The following is a 22,943-nucleotide window of genomic DNA, read 5'->3' as shown; positions in this document are numbered from 1 at the left end:
CTTACATTGGCGGTGAGGAAGAGAAGAGCGAGCAGGAGCCGCTGCGCATTTGGGGCAGCATCGACAACGGGCAAATCGTTAAGGCGTCCTCTCCGATCATCACGACCCAGTGCATCCGCGTTCCTGTGACAGACGGGCATTTGGCGACCGTGTTCGTCTCTTTTGAGAAAAAGACGTCGAAGGAAGAAATTATTGAGCGCTGGCGCGCGTATCAAGGAAGACCGCAGGAATTGGGCCTTCCAAGCGCACCGAAGCAGTTCATTACGTATTTTGAGGAAGAAAACCGGCCGCAGACGAAGCTGGATCGCGATATTGAACGCGGCATGGGCGTTTCGGCAGGCAGACTGCGTGAGGATTCCATTTATGATTTCAAATTCGTGGGTCTTTCGCATAACACGCTGCGCGGCGCCGCAGGCGGGGCTGTGCTGATTGCCGAACTGCTGAAGGAAGAAGGATATATTCAAGCCAAGTAACAAGTACAAGGGATCGGATCGGTGTATCCGGCCCTTTTTATTTGTTTTCACGAACTTTAGGACAAGTTCTCAAAATCCCTGACCGTATCTGTCAGTAATTATCGTCTATACTGATGATAGTTGCGAGGGAATGAATCACATGTACGAGTTGTGATGAAGGGGAGGACGAGAATGGAAAAATATGCAATGTTCGGCAAACTGACGGCAAAGCCGGGGCAGCGCGATGAGCTCGCGAGAATGATGCTGGAATCCAGCGGGACGCTTGAGGATATGGAAGGCTGCATCTATTATATCCTGCATGAAGCGGAGGACAATCCGGATGATCTTTGGATTACGGAACTATGGGAAAGCAAGGAAGCTCACGCGGCCTCGTTGAAGAATGAGAAGGTGCTGGAGCTCATCGGACGCTGCAGGCATCTCATTGCTGAAGCTGGCGGCATCAAGGTCCGGCGGATCGGAGGCAAAGGATTCTGATTTCTGATACAAACCATGTATGACAGCAACCGCGGATGCCGTCGGTTTTTTTGTTCCGGGGANCGCGATGAATAAAATAATCGACAAAGCTGTTAAAGCGTACAGGCGAACCTGTGCGCTTTATTGTTGTTCCCGATCGATTGTATTCACTTTTTACGCAAGTATAGCAATCGGGAATAAATCCGGCTCATGATGATTTGATAGAATCAGCATGTGAACGAATGTTTTTGATCACATTTCAAAAGGGAGAGATGGACGATGATTCAATGGGGAGCCAAAAACATCGATGTCATCACGTTGTTTGTGGAAGATCTGCCGGAGGCCAAATCATTCTATGAGCGGGTATTCGGCCTTTCCTCTGTATACGAGGACGACAACTCGGCAGTATATAACTTCGGGAACATGAGCGTCAATCTGCTGAAAATAACCGAAGCGGACGAGCTTACGCATCCGGCTCCGGTGGCAGACCGCGGGGCGGGAGCGAGGTTTGTGTTCACGATCCGTGTTGATGACGTAGATGCATTGTGCACAGAGCTGAATTCAGCCGGCGTTGCGCTGCTGAACGGTCCGATGGACCGCCCATGGGGAATCCGTACGGCAAGTTTCCAGGATCCGGGCGGGCATATTTGGGAAATCGCGCAGGAGCTGCGTTGATTCCTTTGGAAATGGATTGCAGGGAGTTGGGGAAGACGAATAGAGCTTAAAGGTGATGATAAGCTGAACTTCATACGCTGAACCCGATGGGTTCGGCGTATTTTTTTCATTGACTAACCGTTCAACCAATAGTAATATGATGACATGAACAGGTAAATGATGGATGGAGGGATCCAGGGTGGATTTGTATTATGAGATTCATGGCAGTGGAAGGCCCGTCATTTTTATACACAGCGGAGGCACGGACAGCAGGCTGTGGTCATTCTTGGCGCCATTAGTCGCCAAAGATTACCAGGTCATTACTTATGACGGCCGTGGTGCAGGCAAATCTCCTTCTCCCAAGGAACCGGCGAACTACGTCGAAGACTTGCATGAGCTGATGGATGACCTTCACCTGGATTCCGCCGTCCTCATCGGGCATTCGGGAGGCGGCCAAATCGCCACCGACTTCAGCCTTCAATACCCGAATCGTGTTTCGGGCTTGGTGCTCATCGGCCCATCATTGACGGGTTATAAGCCATCACCAGAGTTTGAGCGCTGGATGAGTGAGGTGAACGCGGCCGCCCCGGATGCCGATAAAATCATGGAACTCGCGTTTAGCGCTCCGCTGTACCGGATCGTGATGTCCAGTCCGCAGCGCCGCTTGATGATTGACATGTTCAGGCATCACCTGGCCAAAACGGCCGAGTGGGGGAGCTTCGAATCTGTTTGGCCGCAGCCTCCGGCCATCGGTCGATTGGAAGACCTTCACATCAAAACCCTGCTTATGATCGGCGATAACGAGATCCCGGATAATGAACGCGTCGCAGAGCTGTTCCGGAGCTTGCCGAATGTTCGTTATGTCCAAATTCCGGGGGCGGACCATATGATGCCTTTAACCCATCCGGAGATGATGTACAGCTATATTGCCGAGTTTTTGAAGGAGAGACGTTAAATGCCTCGCACCCAGGAAGAGAATGAACGAATACGTCAGCAGGCCAAGACGAAGATCCGGGAAGCAGCCATAGAGCTTTTTATGAGAAAAGGTTACCATGCCACCTCGATCGATGACGTCTCCAAACACGCCGGCGTGTCCAAAGGGCTTCTATACAACTACTACAAAGGGAAAGAAGAATTGCTCACTGCCATGGTCGAAGCCAGAATCGGGGAATTGATACAGGTCATGGAGAAGGCAGAGGCATTGGAGACGCCGGCAGAGCAGCTGAAACATATCGTTGAAGGGGCCGTCGATAATGTGCGGCGTTCTCCTGAGGTGTTCCGGTTCTATCTGCACCTGCAGACCCAGCCGGAAGCCGATGAAACCGTCGCCAAATACGGCAAGCTCCTGATTGAGGAAAGTGCCCGCCAGTTTCAAATCCAGTGCCGCATGTTCGAAAAATTGGGAGCATCCGACCCGGTAGCGAGGTCATTGTACTTTTCCTCCGCACTGCAGGGAATCATGCTCATGATCTCGACTTATCCGGATCAATTTCCGGTCGAGGCTATGAAGCGGCAAATCATCGAGGATTTCTGCCAAGTTTAGCGCCAAATGTATGACGGCAATCACCCGCCTTTTATAAATCCAAATGAACAGGGAACAGCTGCTGATGCAGCTGTTTTTTGCTGATCGAGGTCGTGTCTTAGGGATGCGTTTAAATGATAAAATTTATTAATACAGCTGGTAACTATCGGATAAAAACGAATAGAAATACTTCATGAAAGCTTTTTTGCCAGCAGAGGTGTTTTTCTCTATCAATCTATTGACTTCTACGATTAATGACCATATAATCAACTAAAGTGACCCGACGTGTAAGGAGACCTGACATGGTAATTATCGATGAAGTGTACCGCAATATCAGTTTTGATATGCCGGAACAGGAATTATTTATTTTACTTGAACGCGTTAAAGCGACGAAAGAAGAAGACATAGAAGAGTTAAAAAACAAAATCGATAAATACGAGCAGAAACGCCGGGCGGAAGAGGCACTGTATCAATCCATGTCCCCGATCCGGCGCTTGTTTACGGGGCGGCCAGCCAGTCATCATCAGGCAGTTGAGTATATGGTCCATGTCAAAGAGCGGTTCAAGAAAATCGACGCGATAAAGCGCAGTATTCGGGAACTGGATCAGGTGCTTGATAGGCTGCGTTTACCGATAAGGGATTCGAACGAGGTATTTCTGTCTCCTGAGCTGATCCGGGAAATCAGACTGCTTCAGGAAATGGAGGCTTCCCAGGAATGAATTTAACGCTTGAATCTTTAGGTACGGGAATGGATACCGTATGGGTCGTTCTCAGCGCCGCCATGATTCTGCTGATGGAGGGTGGGTTCGCCCTGCTTGAGGCAGGATTTGTTCGTTACAAGAACAGCGTCAACATTATTATGAAGGTGTTCGCTGATATCACGATCGGCACGTTGGTTTTTTATGTATTCGGATTTGCGCTCATGTACGGAAAGGACGCCGGAGGGATCATTGGGACGACCGGATTTGTCCTTGGGGGCGATTTATCCCACCTCCAGCTGCCAGTGTCGCTGGATACGTATTGGCTGTTCCAGGCGGCCTTCACCATCGCCGTCATCTCGATCGTTTCGGGTGCTGTGGCCGAGCGGATCAATTTTAGAGCCTATTTGCTGTACATCGTCCTGATGACTGGTCTGATCTATCCGATCGGCGGCCACTGGGCCTGGGGCGGCGGATGGCTGACGAAGCTCGGCATGCAGGATTTTGCCGGCTCTGCCGTCATTCACGCGCTCGGCGGCTTCTCGGCCCTGGCGGCTGCGCTGATTGTGGGTCCCCGGAAAGGCAAATTCAATAAAGCGGGCGCCAGCACGATCGCCCTGCCCAGCAACCTGCCTCTCGCTTCGGTAGGGGCTTTCCTTCTCTGGTTCGGCTGGTTTGGCTTCAATGCGGGCAGCACGCTCAGTGCAACCGATGTCCGCATCGGACATATTGCGCTGACAACGATGCTGTCTGCCGCTTCCGGCGGCGCGGTCACACTGGTGTATACGCTGTTCCGCTACCAGCGCTCCGACGCGCCATCCGTGATTAACGGCTCCTTGGCAGGTCTGGTCGGAATTACGGCCGGATGCGCTTTTGTCAGCGACAGCGCCGCCATCCTGATCGGTGCGATCTCGGGACTGCTTATGATGGCGGCAACGAGCTGGCTGGAGGGACGCCGGATTGACGATCCCGTCGGCGCCTTCCCGGTCCACGCCGTATCCGGTGCGTGGGGAACCCTTGCCGTTGGTCTGTTCGCAACAGACGGGGGCCTCTTTTACAGCGGCAGCTGGCATTTGCTTGGCGTACAGGCGCTCGGACTGTCTGCGCTGGCGGCATGGGGATTTGTCCTTACTTGGGTCGGCCTTAAGCTGATTGGTCTCCTCGTCCCTGTTCGTTCCAGCGAGGAGGAAGAGGAAATCGGCCTCGACATCAGTTATCACGGCATTATGGCAGCGGACCGGTCCCACGAGTTTATCGATCATGAAGTCCGCTATTCAATGAGCGAAGAACATCGGAATGTATAGCTGTTTGTAATGTTCAAAAGGAACACTTCGAATCACCCTCGAAGTGTTCCTTTTTATTTTGCAGCATTTATTTAGATTCCGGGATGGCGTCTAAGCACCGCACCGCCATATTCCAAGTTAGCAATCAGTAAGAAACGGAAGGTGATCCGCTGTGATACGCTGATCTGGAAGAGTTAACAATCCACAGGGAAAGGAAGTATTCAAGATGGGCGTATTGAAACCTTTTATTTACTCGGAAGATGCAAGAAGTCAGGCGGATTTCTATATCCGTTCGCTTGGCGGCAATCTGGAATCCGTTATCACTCATGGGGAGTCGATAGGAGTACGGAATGACTTGCAGGATAAAGTGATTCATATGTGCTTATCGGTAGCCGGAGGCAACTATATTTTTATGTCGGACTCAATGGAATCGAATCTTCAAGGCAACAATATGTCTCTGAATATCGACTACTCTTCGTCAGAGGAAGCCCGCGAGGCATTCTCGAAGCTTGCCGATGGAGGTCATGTCATTTATCCGTTTGAACAGCAGCCGTTCGGGTTGCACCTGGGCGAACTTACGGACCGGTTCGGTGTCCGTTGGATGATTACTGCACCGTCCGTATCTACCCAATCCTAAGCGTTCCACAATTCAATAGGCCGTATCCGGAAACCCCGCTTGAACCTATAGGTTTAAGCAGGGGTTATTTTGTTTGTTTCGGCAAATTCCCGCTGGTGGGTGCTTCTATTATTTCAATGAGCGGAGCTGTCTATCGGGCTGTAGAGTTATGCCTGTAATGTGAAGGAGTCAGGCCGACAATCTGTTTGAATTTCCGGTGAAAATGAGGCATACTGTCAAACCCGCAGGCCGGGGCGATGCTGCTGATGCTGTCGTCGGTGTGAAGCAGCAGTTCTTTGGCCCGGATCACCCGTTTGACGTTGATGTAATCCGTTACGCTCATCCCGGTCAACTGTTTGAACACGCGGCTGAAATGGGCGGAGCTAACGGACGCGAGCCGGCTTAAAGAGCTTAGGCTGATCTGCTCGCAGTAATGCCCGTCGATATACAGCAAGCTTTGCCGCATCCAGTTCGGACCAACGAACGGGCTGCGGGAGCCGCTGCTCCCGGCACTTTGTTCCCGGTGGATCAACAGCAATAGGTACTGAACGTACAGCACGATCGAGTGGCGGTAGCCCGAGGGTTGCCCCGTGAGCTCGGACTGAATGGCGGCCAGCTTGTCTTCGAGCTGCGACTCCAGCGCAGCGGGGCATTCCAGTTTATAAGCATGGTTCGAACTGCAGCTGTCAAAGCACTGCAAGTAAGAAAAGGATTCTCCCAAAGAAGACTGCCGGACGAGTTCGGGACTAAAAAACACGGCAGTGGACGTGACCGGATCGTCTTTGTCCGGGAACGCCTGGTGGATCGTGCTGCCGGGAATGATGAACAGATCCCCGCGGCGCATTTCGTAAATCGTCCGGTCGATAAAAAAGGAGCCCATGCCTGAGTGGACGTACACCAGCTCATGCCAATCGTGAAGGTGATGCGGCAGCTCCAGCTGCGCCGTCTTGCGGTCGCGGTAATTGAATGAGAAAGGAAATTCCGGCTGCGCGTCAAATTGTTTGCGAATGGGATTCATAGCGTTGCCCCTTGAGCTTATTGGGAACCATCAGCCGAACCGTCACCTTCCGTAAACGATTCATAACAGAAGAGGAGGGTCAGCAAATGGGTTCGTTGTCTTGAAGATATCAAAATCGGATATGATTGTGCAAGATTTCGTTCTTTTAGAACCGATCCATAGTTGGTATATTGAGAAAAGAACATCGGTTTACATGAATGGAGGGAATTGCAATGCGAATTGACGCTCACCAGCATTACTGGAGTATCGCCCGGGACGACTACGGCTGGATTACGCCGTCCATTCCTGTCCTATACCGGGATTATCAGCCGTCGGATCTGCTTCCGCATCTGGCAGAACATCATCTCGACGGAACGATCCTCGTGCAAGCTGCACCAACGTATGAAGAAACCGATTATATTCTTGAACTCGCGGCACACGATGATCGGGTTCTGGGCGTGGTCGGATATATGGATCTCGCGGATGATGATCACAAGGACCATTTTGAGCGCTTCGCGCAGCATTCCAAATTCGTCGGCTTCCGCCTCATGATCCAGGATATGGAGGATGCAGATGCGATCCTGGAACCTTCATACGCAGCTTCGCTCAAACACTATGCGAGCCTTGGCGTTCCGGTCGATCTGCTCGTCCGGTCCGATCAATTGGATACGCTGGTCCGGCTGATCGAGCAAATTCCGAATCTGCATGCGGTGATCGACCATCTGGCGAAACCGCGAATCGCAGCAGGGGAAATGGAGCCTTGGGCCGGATCCATGAAAAGGCTGGCGTCTTACCCGAACCTGTACTGCAAGCTGTCCGGCATGGTGACCGAGGCGGACCATGACGGCTGGAAGCCAGATCATCTGGTGCCTTATGTCAGTCATGTTCTGGACTGTTTTGGCGCAGATCGGGTGATGTTCGGCAGCGACTGGCCGGTATGCCTGATGGCTTCGAGCTACGACGGTGTCGTGGATGCTCTTTTGAAGGCGCTTCCACCTACTTGGGGGGCAGATGAGAGTTTGAAATTGTTCGGAGGCAACGCCGCAGCATTTTACCGACTGGAGAATAAGACAAGATGACACGCATCGCTGCGGGGAAACGACTGAATAGAAGGGTTGGGTGAAACCGAAATGAAATACCGGAAATTAGGAAAAACGGGTCTGGAAGTATCGTCGCTCAGTTTTGGCGCTTCCTCGTTAGGCTCCGTATTCCGTGACACGGATGAGCAGGAGAGCGTACGAACCGTCCACGAGGCGATTGACAGCGGGATCAATTACATTGACGTCTCGCCTTATTACGGATTGACCAAGGCCGAAACGGTGCTCGGCAAGGCGCTTAAGGACATTCCGCGCGACCGGTACCTGCTGTCAACCAAGGCCGGACGATACGGGGAGCACGAATTCGATTTTTCCCATAACCGGATTGTGACGAGTCTGGATGAAAGCCTGAAGCGGCTGAACGTGAATGAAGTGGATATTCTGTTCCTCCATGATATCGAGTTCGTCCCGGCGCAAATCATCCTGGAGGAAGCCATACCTGCGCTTGAAAAGCTCAAGCAGGCGGGCAAAATCCGGTTTGCCGGCATTTGCGGACTGCCGCTAGCGCTGTTTGAAACGCTGCTGCCGCAAATCGATGTCGATGCGATCATTTCCTACTGCCATTATTCGCTGAATGACACCAGTCTGCTGGACTTGCTGCCGCTTCTTGAGGAGAGGAATACGGGACTCGTTAACGCCTCCCCTATCTCCATGGGACTGCTGAGCACCCGTGGAACGCCTGCCTGGCATCCGGCTGATCCGGAAATCAAGGAGGCCTGTTTGAAGGCGGCACAGTTCTGCGCGGACCAAGGGGAGGATATCGCGAAGCTCGCGGTGCAGTTTTCTACCTCCAATGAGCGCATTCCCACCACGCTGGTCAGCACAGCCAATCCGGAAAATATCCGCAGGAATGCTTCCTGGGCGGAGGAGCCGATGGATGAACGTCTGCTAAGCGAAGTGCTCGCCATTTTGGAGCCCGTGCATAACCGGACCTGGATCAGCGGAAGACCCGAATATAACGCGAAAATAGGGGAGGCGTGAGATGAAAGGCATCATTTGTTCAACCGTCGGCCGATTTGACATGGCGCTGGATCTGCCGGAACCCGTGATGGAGCTGGGGCATGCGGTGGTCGAGATCAAGCGGGTCGGGATTTGCGGAACCGATCTGCACGCATTCCGCGGCAACCAGCCGTTTTTTTCGATCCGAGAATCCTTGGCCATGAGCTGGCAGGTATCATTAAGGAAATCGGCCCTAACCCTGATGGGCTTGAAGCCGGCGATCAGGTGAGCATCATCCCTTATTTGCACTGCGGGACATGCATTGCCTGCCGAAGCGGGAAGACCAACTGCTGTACGGATATGCAGGTCCTTGGCGTTCATACGGACGGCGGCATGCGTGAGCGGATTGCCGTTCCGGTGACCCACTTGATTCGCACGAACGAGTTGACGCTGGACCAGACCGCGGTCATTGAACCGCTGGCCATAGGTGCCCATGCCGTGCGAAGATCGGGGCTGGCGGCCGGCGAGACGGCGCTCGTCATCGGGGGCGGGCCGATTGGGCTCGGGGTCATGGCCTTTGCAAAGGCCAGCGGTGCCCATGTGCTCGCGATGGATGTGAATGACGAACGCCTTGCTTTCTGCAAGCAATGGATTGAGGCGGATGCGCTGGTGAACGCATTGCAGAATCCCGATGAACAAATTGCGGCGGCCTGCGGCGGGGAGCTGCCTTCGGTCGTGTTTGACGCTACGGGAAACGCACAGTCGATGACTGACGCGTTCCGCTATACCGCCCATGGCGGAAGATTGGTCTATGTCGGATTGGTCAAAGCGGATATCCGGTTCCACGATCCGGAATTCCATAAACGGGAGCTGACGCTGCTGGCCAGCCGCAACGCAACACGCGAAGACTTCATGCACGTGCTGCATACGATCCGGTCCGGCGGGATCGACGTCGCTCCATACGTCACGCACCGGGCCGCATTTGACGATATGATTGAACAATTTAACCATTGGCTGGACCCGGCTGCCAAGGTCATCAAAGCGATGGTAGATATGTAGGTTCATAGCTGGATGAAGCATTAAAGAGAACGGCCGTCTTCAAAGACGGTCGTTTTTCTCAACTTAGCGGTGATTGGCAGGAACAAGCCGCAGGCGGCTGACTCATTCGATATCCATGAAAGGTCAGGTGGTTCCATGAAACAGGTGTGGCTGAACATTTCGCCTGTATTTCGCAGATTCCTTATGTCTTATCTGATCGTGCTGATGATCCCGCTGATTGCGGGATATGTGTCTTACCGGACGTCGATCGATGTAGCGGAGCAAAGTTCCCTGAAGACCAGCATCATGACGCTGCAGCAGAGCAAGGATCTGATGGAGCGCAGGCTCGCGGAAGTACAGGGCTTTACCAAACAGCTCGCCATTAATCAGGATTTAGCCAGGCTCATGACTGCGCGTTCGGACGAGCAGAATTACGACGTATACGGTCTGTGGAAAATGATGCGGGATATCGCAAGTTACAGTCAGACCAACGACTTCCTTTCGAATTTTTACATCTACCTCCGCAACAGCCATCTGGTGCTTACGCCAAGCACGGTCTATTACCGGCCGGAGCTGTTTTACGAATCGAACCATTATGAAGGCATGACCTTCGAGACTTGGAAAAAGAACTTTCTCGAGAAGAGCAACCTCAGCATGGTCGTTCCCCAGCACGATTACGTGACAAAGACACATCAGCAAACGGTGGTTACCTTCGTGCAAGCCCTGCCCCTGAACAGCTTCGATACACCTCTCGCTTCCGTCGTGGTCCTGATCGATACGAAGAAAATGTCCACATACCTATCAGGGATAACCGATCAATATGGAGGTTGGGCATTCGTCAGGAACCATGATGGGGAAACCGTCCTGTCTGAGGGGATCACTGGCAGCGACATAGCCAAAATCCGAAATATTCCTTCAGGTAAACCCGGCGATATCAGCCGTGCGGCGGATGACATGCTGCTCATTTCCATCCGGGATGAATTAAGCGGCTGGGTCTACACGGCCGGCGTCCCGAAATCCGCCCTCATGATCAACGCGAACCGAATCAAGAACATCACCGGAATACTTACCGCGATTTCGTTGATTTCCGGACTTGTCATCGGACTTGTGCTGGCATATCGGAGCAGCGCTCCGATCAACAATCTGATAAATTCACTCAAGAAACAGCTTGGATTGGAACTCAGTACAGGTATCCAAGATTACGATTTATTGCGGGAAACATTTCAAGCCTGATTGCGAGCAACAGACAGCTGGAACAAGAGCTCCACAACCAGGTGCCGTTGATCCGCGACGCTTTCATCAAACGGCTGTTGGTCGGAGAATTTTACAATGAAGAAGAACTGGCCGCTGCTTCCGCACAAGCGGGTGTGAACATTAAGGGTGACGCAGGTTACGCCGGCCTGGCTAAAATCAACACCTATGGCGGTTCAGACAGCCGCGAATCGCTTGCGGAATCCAGTGTGGCCCGCCTTATTGTGCGTCAGTCCCTCGTGGAGGCCGAGCCCGATATGCTGGTAACAGATTGGGGACAGGATAAGCTGGCCTTTTTGCTGCTGCGCACAAGCAAGCTGGCCCCGGATGAGGCCTTGGTGATACAAAGGCTGCAGGATCTGGCGGGCACGCTGTTCAGCCATTATCACATGCCCGTCCAGTTCGGAATGGGGAGGCCCTTCGAGGCGCTGGCGGATGTCGGGCGTTCGTTCGGCGAAGCGGCGGAGGCTCTGGACTATGCGGCATTCACCGATGAGGGAGGCGTCATTCGGTATGAGGATTCAAGCAGGGACGCGTCGCTATTTTATTATCCGATCGAAACGGAAACGCGGCTGCTGAACACGATCAAATCAGGAGATGGCAGGGAAGCGATGCGGATCCTCGAACATATTGCCGTACGGAATTTTCAGGAGAGGGAGCTGTCCCGTGAAATGACAGAGCAGCTGATCGGCGAACTCAAGGGAACGCTGCTCAAGCTGCTGGATCAAAAGGCGGGAGATGATCCCGAGTTCACAGAGAACCTCCAGTGCCGGATCGCTCAAATCCAGCCGTTCGAAGGGACCGATAGGCTGCTCGGAAAAATAGGCGAAATGATCGGTCTTTATTGTTCGATGATTGAGGAGAAAAAGAACGCCCTGCATCATCAGACGGTACAGCAAGTGAAGCACTTTCTTGCGTCTGCGTACGGGGACGCGGACTTGACGCTGTACCACATCGCGAAGCAGGTTGGAAGGCCGGAAAAGTATGTCTCCACGGTATTCAAGGAAAGCGAGGGGGAGCCTTGGTTCGATTACCTGGAACGGCTGCGCATCGATAAAGCGTCCGAGCTGCTGCTGAACCGGGCTTTGAAAATCGACGATATTGCCGAAAGGGTCGGCTATAACAGCGCACATTCATTCCGGCGGGCATTCAAGCGAGCCCGGGGGATCTCCCCGAGCATGTTCCGGGAGGCGGCCGAATTAGGGGACTCGCATTGATTCAGTACTGATAGAATGCGCTTTCATCGCAAAATGTACGCTTGATCGCGGATTGTACGGTCGGGTTGTGGATGCATCCGCTGCAATTGTACCTTTACGGTCGTGGCGCGGAGATTTTACCATGAACTCTGTAAGCGCTACCATTACAAACGGCTCCGGAGTCGTAACGTGAAGGGGGAATATGCTTGTGAAGGCTGTATCGGTTCAGCCGCAGACGGAGACCCGGGAGAGGAGCACTTCCAAAAATTATTGGAAGGAAGCCAAGAAAAGTCTGAGGAAGCACTGGCAGCTGTATTTACTGGTGATACCGCCGGTCCTGTTCTTTATTCTTTTCAAATACCTCCCGATGGCGAACGCGGTGCTTGCATTCAAGAATTACCAGGTGACCAAGGGAATATGGGGAAGCCCCTGGGTGGGGACGAAGTACTTCGACATGCTGTTTAACAATCCGCAATTCTGGACGCTGATCAAAAACACGTTGTTTCTGTCTCTGTATCAGCTGGCAGCCACTTTTCCGATCCCGATCATTCTGGCCCTGCTGCTCAATGAGGTGCGAAGCCTCCGTTTCAAAAAAGCGGTTCAGCTGATTACGTATGCGCCGTTTTTTATTTCGACCGTCGTCATGGTCTCCATTATTATGATCTTTCTGGCTCCGCGGCTCGGTCTGCTGAACGTGATTCTAAATGCAATGGGCATGGAATCCACGAATTTTCTCGGCGACCCGACCAAGTTCAGATCCGTTTACGTATGGTCGGAAGTGTGGCAAACCACCGGATACTCTTGTGTCATTTATTTGGCGGCATTGGCTGGCGTGGACCCGTCGCTCTATGAAGCGGCCAAAGTGGACGGGGCTTCCAGGCTGCAAAAAATCATCCATGTGGACATTCCGGGCATTCTGTTCAGAGATCATTTCCACGTATGTGTACAAAATCGGTTTGCTGAACGCCAATTACAGCTTTGCCACAGCCGTGGGCTTGTTCAATTCGGTGATTAACCTGATTCTGCTCGTGGCGGTTAATGCCGTCTCGCGGCGGATATCCGAGAACAGCCTGTGGTAATTCAAAATGAACAAGGGAGGAGAGGCCATGGCTGTTATACAGACGACCGGTTCCATATCGCCAAGGAGGAAAATTCGCGAATCGGCAGGAGACCGCGTTTTCCTCAGTATCACCTACATCCTGCTCAGTTTGATCCTCGTTGCCGTACTTTACCCGCTCATTTATATCGTCAGCTCATCGATCAGCAGCCCGCAGGCGGTTGCATCCGGCAAAGTTTGGCTGTGGCCGGTCGATATCTCTTTTGCCGGATACAAAACGGTCTTCAGCAACGACCAGATTCTGGTCGGCTACGGAAACTCGCTGTTCTATACCTGCTGCGGGGCCTTGATCAGCGTCATCCTGACGGTGGCGATCGCTTATCCGTTATCGAAAAAGACGTTTTTTGGGCGCAATGTGCTTATGATGTTCATCACGTTCACCTTTCTGTTTTCCGGGGGCCTGATTCCGACGTATCTCGTCGTCAAGGGCCTGCATCTGATCGATACAAGGTGGGCGCTGCTCCTGCCGAATGCGATCTTCGTATTTCAGGTCATTATTGCCCGCACCTTTTTTAAAGCGTCTATTCCGGAAGAGCTGAACGATGCCGCCGAAATCGACGGCTGCAGCGACATCCGCTTTTTGCTCAGCGTCGTCATTCCACTGTCCAAGCCGATCCTGGCCGTATTGACGCTGGTGTATGCGGTCGCGCAGTGGAACGCCTTTTTCGACGCGCTGATCTATCTGAAGTCGCAGCATTTGTATCCGCTCCAGCTAACGCTGCGCAGCATTCTGATTCAAAATTTCTCCGGCGGCAATATGGACGCAAGCGAGCAGGTCAAGCGGCAGGAGCTTGCCTATTTGATGAAATATTCTCTCATCGTGGTCGCAAGCCTGCCTGTGCTGATCCTGTATCCCTTTATCCAACGGTATTTCGTTCAAGGGATGCTGATCGGTTCGATTAAGGGCTAAACCGCATAACAGTGGATGACTTAGCAGGGGAGCTTTTCAATTTTTGATGGAAAAAGGGGCGTGTCGTGTTCATGAAGAAACGTGTTTACCGAGGCTGGTTCAGCTTGATTGCACTGGTGCTTGTCCTGGCAGGCTGTTCCGGGGGGGCATCACCGAATGATTCGGGAGCGGAGGGCGGATCTGCGGGTACAGGCGGGGAAACCGGAACCGTTCCGATCAGCGTATTCGTCAATACCGACGGCAATATCGACTATAAAACAAACCAGTTCACCAAAGTGCTGGAGAAAAAAGCAAACGTCAAGCTGCAGTTTACCGAGGTACCTTATGACGGCGCAGCGGAGAAACGCCAAATTTCCCTCGCCAGCGGCGACTACCCGGATTTATACATGCTGATCCCGTGGGTCGACAAGTTCTCCCAATCGGATCTGGTGAAGTTCGGACAGCAGGGCGTGATCGTTCCACTGAACGATTTGATCGATCAATATGCTCCCAATATCAAGAAGGCGCTGGACGACCACCCGGATTACAAAGCGATGTCCATCGCTCCGGACGGCAACATCTACGGACTGACCATGCTGAACGAATGTTTTCACTGCTCTTACCCAAACAAAATGTGGGTGAACACCAGCTGGTTGAAGAAGCTCAATTTGGAGGTCCCTAAAACGACGGAAGATTTCAAGAAGATGCTGGAAGCCTTCAAGACCAAGGATCCAAACGGCAACGGCAAAGCCGACGAGGTTCCTCTGAGCGGTTCCATCGAAAATTTTGGCGTGCACATTCTACCTTTTCTAATGAACGGCTTTATCTATGATGACGATAAATACTATCTGACGGTGAATGGCGATAAAGTAGACATCGCGGCCAACAAGCCGGAATGGAAGGAAGGACTTGCCTATGCCAGGTCGCTGTATGCCGAAGGCTTGATTGACCCGGGGGCATTCACACAGAACGCCGACGCATTCAAGCTGATCGGCAACAATACCGCAACCGAGCTTCTGGGTGCAGGAGCATCGATGCATCCGGCGATATTCACGGATACCGGGGAGGGCAACAAGTACAGCTCCCATTACGACGCCATTCCTCCGCTGCAGGGGCCCCATGCCGCATATGCCACGTTCAATTACCCGGTCGAGCCGGGCGCTACCTTCGTCTTGACCAACAAGGCAAGCAAAGAAGTACAAATCGCTGCTATCAAAATGCTGGACTACATTTATACCGAAGAGGGACAGCTGCTGGGCAACTATGGCGAGGAGGGCAAGGATTGGGTGAAGCCGAAAGAAGGAGACGTGCCATTGAACGAAAAGGCGAGACCGATTTTCAAAACGCTGGAGCAGCCGGCGGGCTCCGAGCCGCGAAACAGTGCGTGGGGAGCAACCGCCCAATACGACCATACCCGGGAGTTCCGCGATGGCTGGATTCAGGAAACCGATATTTATAAAAATTCGGGTTATGAGCGCAGATTGCAGGAAGCGACCTACCTGTACGAGAATAAACAACCTAAGGAGGTCTATCCCAATTGGTCGGTCTGGATCGATCCTGCGGCTGCCGACGAGCAAAGCATGCTTCAGCAAAATATTAAGGACTACGTGGATCAAAATGCCCTGCAGTTTGTGACCGGCGCCAAAAACCTGGACAAAGACTGGGATGCCTACGTCAAAGGGCTGGACGCATTAAATTTGAAGCGGTATTTGGAAATCATGCAGCAGGCTTATGACACGACCAAAAAAGCAGAATAATGCGAACTTTTTTATTGAACCGGAGGGGAAGCATGAAACTTCAATATGACAAACCTGCTACAGTATGGACGGAAGCGCTTCCGATCGGCAACGGCCGGATTGGCGCCATGGTGTTCGGAGGCGTGGCCGAAGAGCGGATCCAGCTGAACGAAGACACGCTGTGGTCGGGATATCCGCGGGACACGAATAATCCGGAGGCTTTGGAAGTATTGCCCCGGGTGCGCGAGCTGATCCGCAGCGGGCAATACGAGGAAGCCGACCGCGCGGCGAAAGGGATGATGGGTGCCTACAGCCAGTCCTATCTCCCGCTCGGAGATCTGCATATCGAGTTGGAGCAGGAGGGAGAAGTTTCGTTTACGGGCTACAAAAGAGAGCTGGATCTCGCTGAGGGCATTACTCGCGTTGAATACACGGGTTCGCGGGGTGGTGTATGCAAGGGAGATGTTTGTATCCCATCCGGACCAGGTGCTGGTCGTCCGCTTGACTTCCAGTGAGGCAGGGAAGCTGAATTTTCGGGCAGCGCTCAGCAGCCCGCTGCGCAGTATGACGGAGGCGGAGAGCGACGCCCTGGTCCTCCGGGGGACCGCGCCGGAACAAGTGTGGCCCAATTACTACCGCAGCGATGATCCCAGTATCTATGGTGATCCGGATACGACGGAAGCGGTGCGTTTTCAAGGACGCCTGGCAGCTGTGACCGAGGGCGGCAGCGCAGCGGTCAGCGAAACCGGCATCCGCGTTCAAGGGGCAACGGCGGTAACCCTTTATTTCAGCGCCGCGACGAGCTTTAGCGGCTTTGATAAACTGCCCGGAAGCCAAGGCAAAGATGAGAAACGGGCCGCCAAGGACGATTTGGACAGAGCTATTCAAGGCAATTATGAGGGCCAGCGCCAAACGCATATTGCCGATCACCGCTCACTGTTCGACCGGGTCCAGTTGTCGCTTGGGACAAGCAAGGCAGGAGAAGAACTATCGACAGAGGACCGGATTGTCCGCAATGGAGCCGGCGATCCGGGGCTGGTGGAACTGCTGTTTCATTATGGCCGTTACTTGATGATCGCAAGTTCGCGCCCCGGAACCCAGCCAGCGAATCTGCAGGGAATATGGAACCAGGAGATGCGTCCGCCTTGGAGCAGCAACTGGACGCTGAATATCAATGCAGAAATGAATTACTGGCCGGCCGAAACGGCGAATCTGTCCGAGCTGCATGAGCCGCTGCTTCGCTTTATCGGCGACTTGGCCCGGAACGGCGGGACAACGGCCCAGACTCACTATGGCGCCCGCGGCTGGACCGCCCACCACAATTCGGACATTTGGGCGATGTCCAATCCTGTGGGCGATTACGGGCATGGCGATCCGGTATGGTGCATGTGGCCGATGGGCGGTGTCTGGCTGTGCCAGCACTTATGGGAGCATTTTGCATTCAGCCGCGATGAGAAGTATTTGCGGGAACATGCCTACCCGGTGATGAAGGAAGCGGCTCTGTTCTGCCTGGATTGGCTGCATGACGACGGCAGCGGCCGCCTGATCACTTCGCCGTCAACCTCGCCGGAGCATAAATTCAGAACGCCGGCGGGCGGTCTGGCTGCGGTCAGCGAAGCATCGACGATGGATCTGATGCTGATCTGGGACCTGCTCACCAACTTAATTGAAGCGTCCGAGACGCTGGGGGAAGACGAAGCGCTGCGGCAGGAGTGGCTTGAGGCCAGGGAGCGTCTCCTGCCGCTGCAGGTCGGAAAGTACGGACAGCTTCAGGAATGGTCCAAGGATTTCGAAGACGAGGATGTCCACCACCGTCACGCGTCCCATATGTTCGGCGTGTATCCGGGCCGGCAGCTCACCAAGCGGCAGTCGCCGGATTTATTCGAGGCCGCCCGGCGTTCCCTGGAACGGCGGGGCGACGACGGAACAGGCTGGAGTCTCGGCTGGAAAGTCGCCCTATGGGCCCGGTTCGGCGAAGGCGACCGTTCGCTTGCTTTGCTCTCCAACCTGCTGCGCCTCGTCCGCGAAGATGAACCGGATAATTATCACCATGGCGGGGTGTACGCGAATTTGTTCGACGCCCATCCGCCGTTCCAAATTGACGGCAATTTTGCGGCGACGGCCGGCATTGCCGAAATGCTGCTTCAGTCGCATCAGGGATATTTGGAATTCCTTCCGGCTCTGCCTGCTTCATGGCCGAACGGATTTGTGAAGGGCCTTCGCGCGCGCGGAGGGTTTGAGGTCAGCCTGGATTGGAAAGATGGAAGGCTTGCGGAAGCTGAGATTGTCTCCCATGCCGGATCAACCCTGTCAATTTATTCGCTGAATCCGCTGACGATCTTGGCGGATGAAAACAGCATTCCTGTTCAACAGACTGGAGATAACTTGTACTCATTCCCTACGACTTCGGGTATGACGTACCGCTTATTGCTTGAGCCATCCGTTCAACAAGGAAGGCTCTGATTGTTGAAGCCCTGCCGAAGGTTCGGCAGGGCTTTTTCTTTTGGAAATGGGGATAGTCAAGCGCGATCACCTTCGTTAGAACGAGAACGCCTGGAGATCCAGTCGGCTTCATTCCCTGCGCCGAAAACCGGCGCGGTAGCTGCGGGCAGACATCCGCGTGACCGACTTGAATACTTTTTCAAAATGCGAAAAGTTCTCGAACCCCACGTCCTCCGACACCCGAATGATGCGTTCGTCTGTTTCGCGCAGCAGACGCTGGGCCTCCTTGATCCGGGTAATGCCGATATATTCGATCAGACCAAAACCGGTATACTTCTTGAACGACCGGCTCAGATGGCTGGGGCTCAAGTAGAACTGTTCACTCAGGCCGCTCAGCGTCAGGGGCTCCCGGTAATGCTCCGAGATGTAGCTGGCGATGGCGTTCATGCGGGCTGCGGCGGGAGAGACCGAGTCTTCGGGGACCCCTTGCTTGTACGCTGCGGACTGCCTGGCCGCAAACAGCAATGCCTGTCCAGCAGCATGCCGGACGGCCATCCGGTATCCGGGAGCCACGTCCTGAATCTCCCGCAGCATTTCATATAGCAGTTGCTCGATCCGAAGCTTGTCCTGATCCGGTAAATGCACCACGCGGTGGGGACCGTGGAACGGAGCAAGCAGCAGCTCGGCCTCATCCGGCTGGAGCGGCTCGAAATACGATTCGTTGACATAAATAACGATACGTTCATGATTCGGCACACCGGTGTCCGAGGTTTTATGCACTTCATTACCCGGGATGAACACCAAATCTCCGGATCGGACCCGATACACCCGGTCTTTAATAAAGTAAAAGCGTTCGCCGCCGAACAAATAATACAGCTCGTAGTGTTTGTGCATATGATCTTCCGACATGGAGAAGTGTCCTTTGCGGCGGTTATATTCCACAGAAAAGGGATCGGACGCGTTTCCGTACCTTAGCTCTTGGTTTAAAGCCATAATCGATCCTCCACAAGCGCAATATATGCGGTGTTTTATTCATTCTAGCATAAAATGCGGGGACAATAAGCGAATTTTGCAGTAATCTGCAAATAAACAGATTCATAGAAGGAGAGGGAATGATATGGCCAAAAAAACATATGTGCAGGTCGGAGCAGGCGGAAGAGCGGAATTCTTTTACGGAGCGATAGCCCAGCGTTTCCGGGAGTCGGCGGAGCTGCTCGCTTTTTGCGACGTGAACCAGACTCGCATGGATTATGCCAACAAGCTGCTGACGGAGAAGTACGATTATCAAGCGGTACGAACGTATAAAACCGAAGCCTTTGACGAGATGATCCGGACCGAGAAGCCGGACTTCGTCATCGTAACCAGCGTGGACCGTACGCATCACCGTTATATTATCCGGGCGATGGAGCTCGGCTGCGACGTGATCACGGAAAAGCCGATGACGGTCGACGCGGCCAAATGCCAAGACATTCTCGACGCGGTAGAGAGAACGGGACGAAACGTTCGGGTCACCTTCAACTACCGTTATGCGCCTCATCATACGAAAGCCCGGGAGCTGATTGCAGACGGAACCATCGGGGATGTGACGTCGGTTCACTTCGAGTGGCTGCTTAATATGCAGCATGGCGCGGATTACTTCCGCAGATGGCACCGGGACAAGCGCAACAGCGGCGGACTGCTCGTACATAAGTCGACCCACCACTTCGACCTTGTTAATTTCTGGATCGGATCCGAGCCGGAAACCGTCTATGCGATGGGAAACCTGCTGTTTTACGGACGGGAAAATGCCGAGAAGCGCGGAGTCACCAAGTTTTACGACCGGGCTACAGGCCATCCGAACGCCAAGGACGATCCGTTTGCGCTGTCACTGGACAGCAACGCGCACCTGAAAGCGATGTACCTCGACGCGGAGTGGGAGGACGGCTATCGCCGGGATCAAAGCGTATTCGGCGACGGGATTTCGATCGAGGACACGATGAGCGTTATGGTCCGGTACAAAAATAAAGCACAGCTGACCTATTCGCTGAATGCTTACATGCCGTGGGAGGGATACCGAATCGCCTTCAACGGCACCAAGGGCCGGATCGAAATGACGGTAATCGAGCAATCCTATGTCAATTCCGGCGGAGACAAAGCGCTGGAAGGAGCGGTCAAGGGCGTCAATATCCTGGTATTCCCCATGTTCGGCGAGCCTTACAAGGCGGACTTCGAGGAAGGGGCCGGCGGGCACGGCGGCGGCGATCCTGTGCTGCTGAACGATATTTTCGGCGTGCCTGTGGAAGATAAATTCCATCGGGCGGCGAACCATATTGACGGCGCACGATCGATCCTGACAGGCATTGCCGCCAATCAATCGATCTCCACCGGACTTCCGGTGAAAGTCGACGATCTGGTAAGGTTTTACGGGGAAAAGTAGCATGGTCCACGAATAAGAGTCGAGGCCACCTGAGCGGCAGCCAGGGTGGCTTTTGGCTTCCCGATGCGGTAAGAGTTACAAAGACACTGACCGGTAAAGATCAGTGTCTTTGTCATTTTCGCCGATGGTAACGGGGCCGGAAATGGAGTGCTGGAAGGGCATGGCACACAGGGTTAAACCTGATTTGGTATGATGTGTTCAGCAGTATCGCGAAAGCGCTGTCAAATTAACGGGAGGAAGGTTCGTCATGTTCTACTCGCTCAGAAGCAGGCTGATCTTATTTTTCGTGTTGTTGTTCGTTTTGTCGTTCGGTGCATTGTCTCTTCTCATTTTTAACGAATCACGAACGATTATCCGTTCCTATATTGAATCGTCCGCGCTCGAGAAAATGAATGAATACGGTTCCTACATCGACATGGTGCAGACGCAAATTTACGACTTGGCTTCCCTGGTCTTTAACAGCGACCAGACCGATACATGGGATAACATCGCATCGGACACGTCGGCAACGGAAGGGGAGAAGATGCTTGCCCATATCCAGATGAGCAAGTTTCTGACGCAGACGACCAACAGTTATACCAGCATCTCATCGGTCGCGCTGTACCGCAGGGAAGGTGTGTGGGTCAGCATGGACAACCAGGTCATCAAGGAAAGCTCCTTTCTGGATCAGTCCTGGTACAAGCAGTTTCGGGACGAGACGGTCCGCTGGGTGCCTGCGCACACCGACGATGTGGAACTGAAAATCCGCCGCAGCGACCATCCGGTCGTCAGCATGCTGATGCCGATCGGGGCATTTGAACCGAAGCAGGCGAAAACGGTTCTGAAGGTCAACGTAAGCGCCGATTATTTTCTGGAGCCGCTGAGCAGGATCCATTTGGGCGAGAGCGGGACGATGTATTTAATCGATCAGCACGGCAGCCCGCTCCTGACCCAAGCGGATTATGAAACGAGCGCCAATCTTGCCAAGAACGAGGTCGTCAGGGCACAGGCAGGGCGAAGCAAGCAGGGCGTCGTCTATTTCCGGAACAGCCAAGGTGATGCGCAAATCCTCGTTTATAAAAAGCTGGCTCAAAACGGTTGGATGCTTGTCGGCATCGTCCCGGAGAGCGACCTATATGCGCCGCTGCTTAAGCTGCGCAACAGTATTATGGTGCTGGCGGCGGCGCTGCTGCTGATCTCGCTCTTCGTCGCCTTCTGGCTGTCGAACGGGATTACGCGGCCCCTGTCAAGGCTCGTCTCCGCCATGCGGCATGTGCAGCGGGGGGATTTTGACAGCGCGGAGAGCCGGCTGCCTCTGGAAGGCACCGTCCGAAATGAGGTCGGCTTTGCCACAGCGACGTTCCGCAACATGATCGGCAGGCTGCGGCAGCATATCAAAACCGAATTTGAACTGAAGCTGCTCCGGCAGCAGGCCGAATATAAGGCGCTGCTGATGCAGATTAATCCTCATTTTTTATTCAATACACTGGAGCTGCTCAGCAGCCTTGCGATGCAGAGGCGTACGGACGATACCGTGAAGGTTATCGAATCGCTCGGAAAAATGCTGCGCTTCGGCTTACGGATCAGCGACGATTTGGTCGCCTTGAAAGAGGAGCTGAAATACGTTCATGATTATGCTTCCATCCTGCGCATCCGCTTCGGGGACCGGCTCTGGCTGTCCGTGGAAGAGGACGGCCTGCCGGAGCATGCCGCATGTGTCAAGTTTGTCCTTCAGCCTCTGCTCGAGAACGCCGTAAAATCAGTTTTGCGCATCGGACTGAAGCGCGTGTATCCGTCAGGGTATACCGAAGGGACAGCTGTGTGGTCATGTCCGTCACGGACAACGGGCCCGGGATGACGGAGGAACAGATCCGCGAGGTGCTGGAAGAAGCAGCCGCCGCCCGGCCGGACCAAATTCTGGCCAGCAGGGAACGACAGATCGGACTCGGGAACGTACTTGCACGGTGCCGGCTGTATTATGGCTCGTTGTTCGAGGTTCATCTGGATTCAAAACCCGGCGGGGGAACGCGAATTGAACTGATGTTACCGATTAGGGAGTGCATAATGATGTATCGCTTATTGATCGTGGATGACGAACCGGAGATCCGCAGGGTTTNCGGCTCAAGATGGATTTGGACGGTCTTGGC

19 protein-coding genes and 3 pseudogenes are annotated in these 22,943 nt (G+C 53.6%); 20 read left to right on the top strand and 2 right to left on the bottom strand.

The window, feature by feature from the left end:
• From CPT76_RS12410 to CPT76_RS12375, 8 genes are all read left to right on the top strand, one after another.
• On the top strand, positions 1-473 hold a 473-nt coding region (locus tag CPT76_RS12410), incomplete at its 5' end, for an Asd/ArgC dimerization domain-containing protein (RefSeq protein WP_258168343.1).
• A 171-nt stretch (positions 474-644) separates the two neighbouring features.
• A complete protein-coding gene (locus CPT76_RS12405; protein ID WP_105443146.1) occupies positions 645-947 on the top strand; it encodes a putative quinol monooxygenase in 303 nt (100 codons plus the stop codon).
• Between the two features lie 258 nt (positions 948-1,205).
• Positions 1,206-1,601: a VOC family protein gene (locus CPT76_RS12400; protein ID WP_105443145.1), complete on the top strand. Its 396-nt coding sequence runs from the start codon at positions 1,206-1,208 to the stop codon at positions 1,599-1,601.
• Positions 1,602-1,779: 178 nt separating this feature from the next.
• On the top strand, positions 1,780-2,535 hold the full coding sequence (locus tag CPT76_RS12395) for an alpha/beta fold hydrolase (protein WP_105443144.1): 756 nt from the start codon (positions 1,780-1,782) through the stop codon (positions 2,533-2,535).
• Positions 2,536-3,123, top strand: coding sequence for a TetR/AcrR family transcriptional regulator (locus CPT76_RS12390; protein ID WP_105443143.1), 588 nt, complete (start codon positions 2,536-2,538; stop codon positions 3,121-3,123).
• 281 nt (positions 3,124-3,404) lie between these two features.
• Positions 3,405-3,821 carry a hypothetical protein gene (locus CPT76_RS12385; RefSeq protein ID WP_105443142.1) on the top strand — a complete coding sequence of 139 codons (417 nt, stop codon included), beginning with the start codon at positions 3,405-3,407 and terminating at the stop codon, positions 3,819-3,821.
• Positions 3,818-5,104 carry an ammonium transporter gene (locus CPT76_RS12380; RefSeq protein ID WP_105443141.1) on the top strand — a complete coding sequence of 429 codons (1,287 nt, stop codon included), beginning with the start codon at positions 3,818-3,820 and terminating at the stop codon, positions 5,102-5,104. Before CPT76_RS12385 ends, CPT76_RS12380 begins: the two co-directional genes overlap by 4 nt.
• A 205-nt stretch (positions 5,105-5,309) precedes the next feature.
• Positions 5,310-5,720: a VOC family protein gene (locus CPT76_RS12375; RefSeq protein WP_105443140.1), complete on the top strand. Its 411-nt coding sequence runs from the start codon at positions 5,310-5,312 to the stop codon at positions 5,718-5,720.
• 130 nt (positions 5,721-5,850) lie between these two features.
• Here CPT76_RS12375 and CPT76_RS12370 read toward each other — a convergent pair whose 3' ends face one another.
• Complete coding sequence (locus CPT76_RS12370; protein ID WP_105443139.1) at positions 5,851-6,717, bottom strand: AraC family transcriptional regulator; 867 nt, start codon at positions 6,715-6,717, stop codon at positions 5,851-5,853.
• A 212-nt stretch (positions 6,718-6,929) separates the two neighbouring features.
• Here CPT76_RS12370 and CPT76_RS12365 point away from each other — a divergent pair, with 212 nt between their 5' ends.
• The 9 genes and pseudogenes from CPT76_RS12365 to CPT76_RS12325 all read left to right on the top strand — a co-directional run bounded on the left by CPT76_RS12365 (position 6,930) and on the right by CPT76_RS12325 (position 18,422).
• Positions 6,930-7,775, top strand: coding sequence for an amidohydrolase family protein (locus CPT76_RS12365; RefSeq protein ID WP_181152815.1), 846 nt, complete (start codon positions 6,930-6,932; stop codon positions 7,773-7,775).
• 51 nt (positions 7,776-7,826) lie between these two features.
• A complete protein-coding gene (locus tag CPT76_RS12360) occupies positions 7,827-8,774 on the top strand; it encodes an aldo/keto reductase (protein ID WP_105443138.1) in 948 nt (315 codons plus the stop codon).
• A 1-nt stretch (position 8,775) separates the two neighbouring features.
• Positions 8,776-9,791: pseudogene (locus CPT76_RS12355) on the top strand (zinc-binding alcohol dehydrogenase family protein).
• A gap of 135 nt (positions 9,792-9,926) precedes the next feature.
• Positions 9,927-11,003 (top strand): hypothetical protein, encoded by a 1,077-nt coding sequence (locus CPT76_RS12350; RefSeq protein ID WP_105443137.1) that lies wholly within the window; start codon positions 9,927-9,929, stop codon positions 11,001-11,003.
• A gap of 41 nt (positions 11,004-11,044) precedes the next feature.
• Positions 11,045-12,238 carry a helix-turn-helix domain-containing protein gene (locus tag CPT76_RS12345; RefSeq protein WP_105443136.1) on the top strand — a complete coding sequence of 398 codons (1,194 nt, stop codon included), beginning with the start codon at positions 11,045-11,047 and terminating at the stop codon, positions 12,236-12,238.
• 301 nt (positions 12,239-12,539) lie between these two features.
• Positions 12,540-13,296: pseudogene (locus CPT76_RS12340) on the top strand (ABC transporter permease).
• Positions 13,297-13,323: 27 nt separating this feature from the next.
• Positions 13,324-14,244, top strand: coding sequence for a carbohydrate ABC transporter permease (locus CPT76_RS12335; RefSeq protein ID WP_105443135.1), 921 nt, complete (start codon positions 13,324-13,326; stop codon positions 14,242-14,244).
• 71 nt (positions 14,245-14,315) lie between these two features.
• Positions 14,316-15,980, top strand: coding sequence for an ABC transporter substrate-binding protein (locus tag CPT76_RS12330; protein WP_105443134.1), 1,665 nt, complete (start codon positions 14,316-14,318; stop codon positions 15,978-15,980).
• Between the two features lie 32 nt (positions 15,981-16,012).
• Positions 16,013-18,422: pseudogene (locus tag CPT76_RS12325) on the top strand (glycoside hydrolase family 95 protein).
• A 108-nt stretch (positions 18,423-18,530) separates the two neighbouring features.
• On the opposite strand, the gene CPT76_RS12320 reads toward CPT76_RS12325, so the two are convergent.
• Positions 18,531-19,394, bottom strand: a complete 864-nt coding sequence (locus CPT76_RS12320) for a helix-turn-helix domain-containing protein (RefSeq protein ID WP_105443133.1) — start codon at positions 19,392-19,394, stop codon at positions 18,531-18,533.
• Positions 19,395-19,518: 124 nt separating this feature from the next.
• Between CPT76_RS12320 and CPT76_RS12315 the strand changes: the two genes are divergently transcribed.
• The 3 genes from CPT76_RS12315 to CPT76_RS41385 form a co-directional block, all read left to right on the top strand.
• Positions 19,519-20,817, top strand: a complete 1,299-nt coding sequence (locus CPT76_RS12315) for a Gfo/Idh/MocA family oxidoreductase (RefSeq protein ID WP_105443132.1) — start codon at positions 19,519-19,521, stop codon at positions 20,815-20,817.
• Between the two features lie 247 nt (positions 20,818-21,064).
• The gene (locus tag CPT76_RS12310; protein ID WP_308737570.1) at positions 21,065-22,654 is read left to right on the top strand and encodes a cache domain-containing sensor histidine kinase; all 1,590 of its coding nucleotides are present in this window, start codon (positions 21,065-21,067) and stop codon (positions 22,652-22,654) included.
• A partial coding sequence (locus CPT76_RS41385) for a sensor histidine kinase (protein WP_308737629.1) occupies positions 22,624-22,943 on the top strand: 320 nt, incomplete at its 3' end. The genes CPT76_RS12310 and CPT76_RS41385, both read left to right, overlap by 31 nt.

The sequence above is a fragment of the Paenibacillus sp. AR247 genome (assembly GCF_002968895.1).
Taxonomy (GTDB): domain Bacteria; phylum Bacillota; class Bacilli; order Paenibacillales; family Paenibacillaceae; genus Paenibacillus_AQ; species Paenibacillus_AQ favisporus.
The sequence above is the reverse complement of the archived record's forward strand: the minus strand, read 5'-3'. Positions and strand labels throughout refer to the sequence as shown.

What these genes read in the sequence shown, in the direction of transcription:
- CPT76_RS12405 (WP_105443146.1), top strand. Translation starts at nt 645, where the DNA reads ATGGAAAAATATGCAATGTTCGGCAAACTGACGGCAAAGCCGGGGCAG.
- CPT76_RS12400 (WP_105443145.1), top strand. Translation starts at nt 1,206, where the DNA reads ATGATTCAATGGGGAGCCAAAAACATCGATGTCATCACGTTGTTTGTG.
- CPT76_RS12390 (WP_105443143.1), top strand. Translation starts at nt 2,536, where the DNA reads ATGCCTCGCACCCAGGAAGAGAATGAACGAATACGTCAGCAGGCCAAG.
- CPT76_RS12385 (WP_105443142.1), top strand. Translation starts at nt 3,405, where the DNA reads ATGGTAATTATCGATGAAGTGTACCGCAATATCAGTTTTGATATGCCG.
- CPT76_RS12380 (WP_105443141.1), top strand. Translation starts at nt 3,818, where the DNA reads ATGAATTTAACGCTTGAATCTTTAGGTACGGGAATGGATACCGTATGG.
- CPT76_RS12375 (WP_105443140.1), top strand. Translation starts at nt 5,310, where the DNA reads ATGGGCGTATTGAAACCTTTTATTTACTCGGAAGATGCAAGAAGTCAG.
- CPT76_RS12370 (WP_105443139.1), bottom strand. Translation starts at nt 6,717, where the DNA reads ATGAATCCCATTCGCAAACAATTTGACGCGCAGCCGGAATTTCCTTTC.
- CPT76_RS12365 (WP_181152815.1), top strand. Translation starts at nt 6,930, where the DNA reads ATGCGAATTGACGCTCACCAGCATTACTGGAGTATCGCCCGGGACGAC.
- CPT76_RS12360 (WP_105443138.1), top strand. Translation starts at nt 7,827, where the DNA reads ATGAAATACCGGAAATTAGGAAAAACGGGTCTGGAAGTATCGTCGCTC.
- CPT76_RS12350 (WP_105443137.1), top strand. Translation starts at nt 9,927, where the DNA reads ATGAAACAGGTGTGGCTGAACATTTCGCCTGTATTTCGCAGATTCCTT.
- CPT76_RS12335 (WP_105443135.1), top strand. Translation starts at nt 13,324, where the DNA reads ATGGCTGTTATACAGACGACCGGTTCCATATCGCCAAGGAGGAAAATT.
- CPT76_RS12330 (WP_105443134.1), top strand. Translation starts at nt 14,316, where the DNA reads ATGAAGAAACGTGTTTACCGAGGCTGGTTCAGCTTGATTGCACTGGTG.
- CPT76_RS12320 (WP_105443133.1), bottom strand. Translation starts at nt 19,394, where the DNA reads ATGGCTTTAAACCAAGAGCTAAGGTACGGAAACGCGTCCGATCCCTTT.
- CPT76_RS12315 (WP_105443132.1), top strand. Translation starts at nt 19,519, where the DNA reads ATGGCCAAAAAAACATATGTGCAGGTCGGAGCAGGCGGAAGAGCGGAA.
- CPT76_RS12310 (WP_308737570.1), top strand. Translation starts at nt 21,065, where the DNA reads ATGTTCTACTCGCTCAGAAGCAGGCTGATCTTATTTTTCGTGTTGTTG.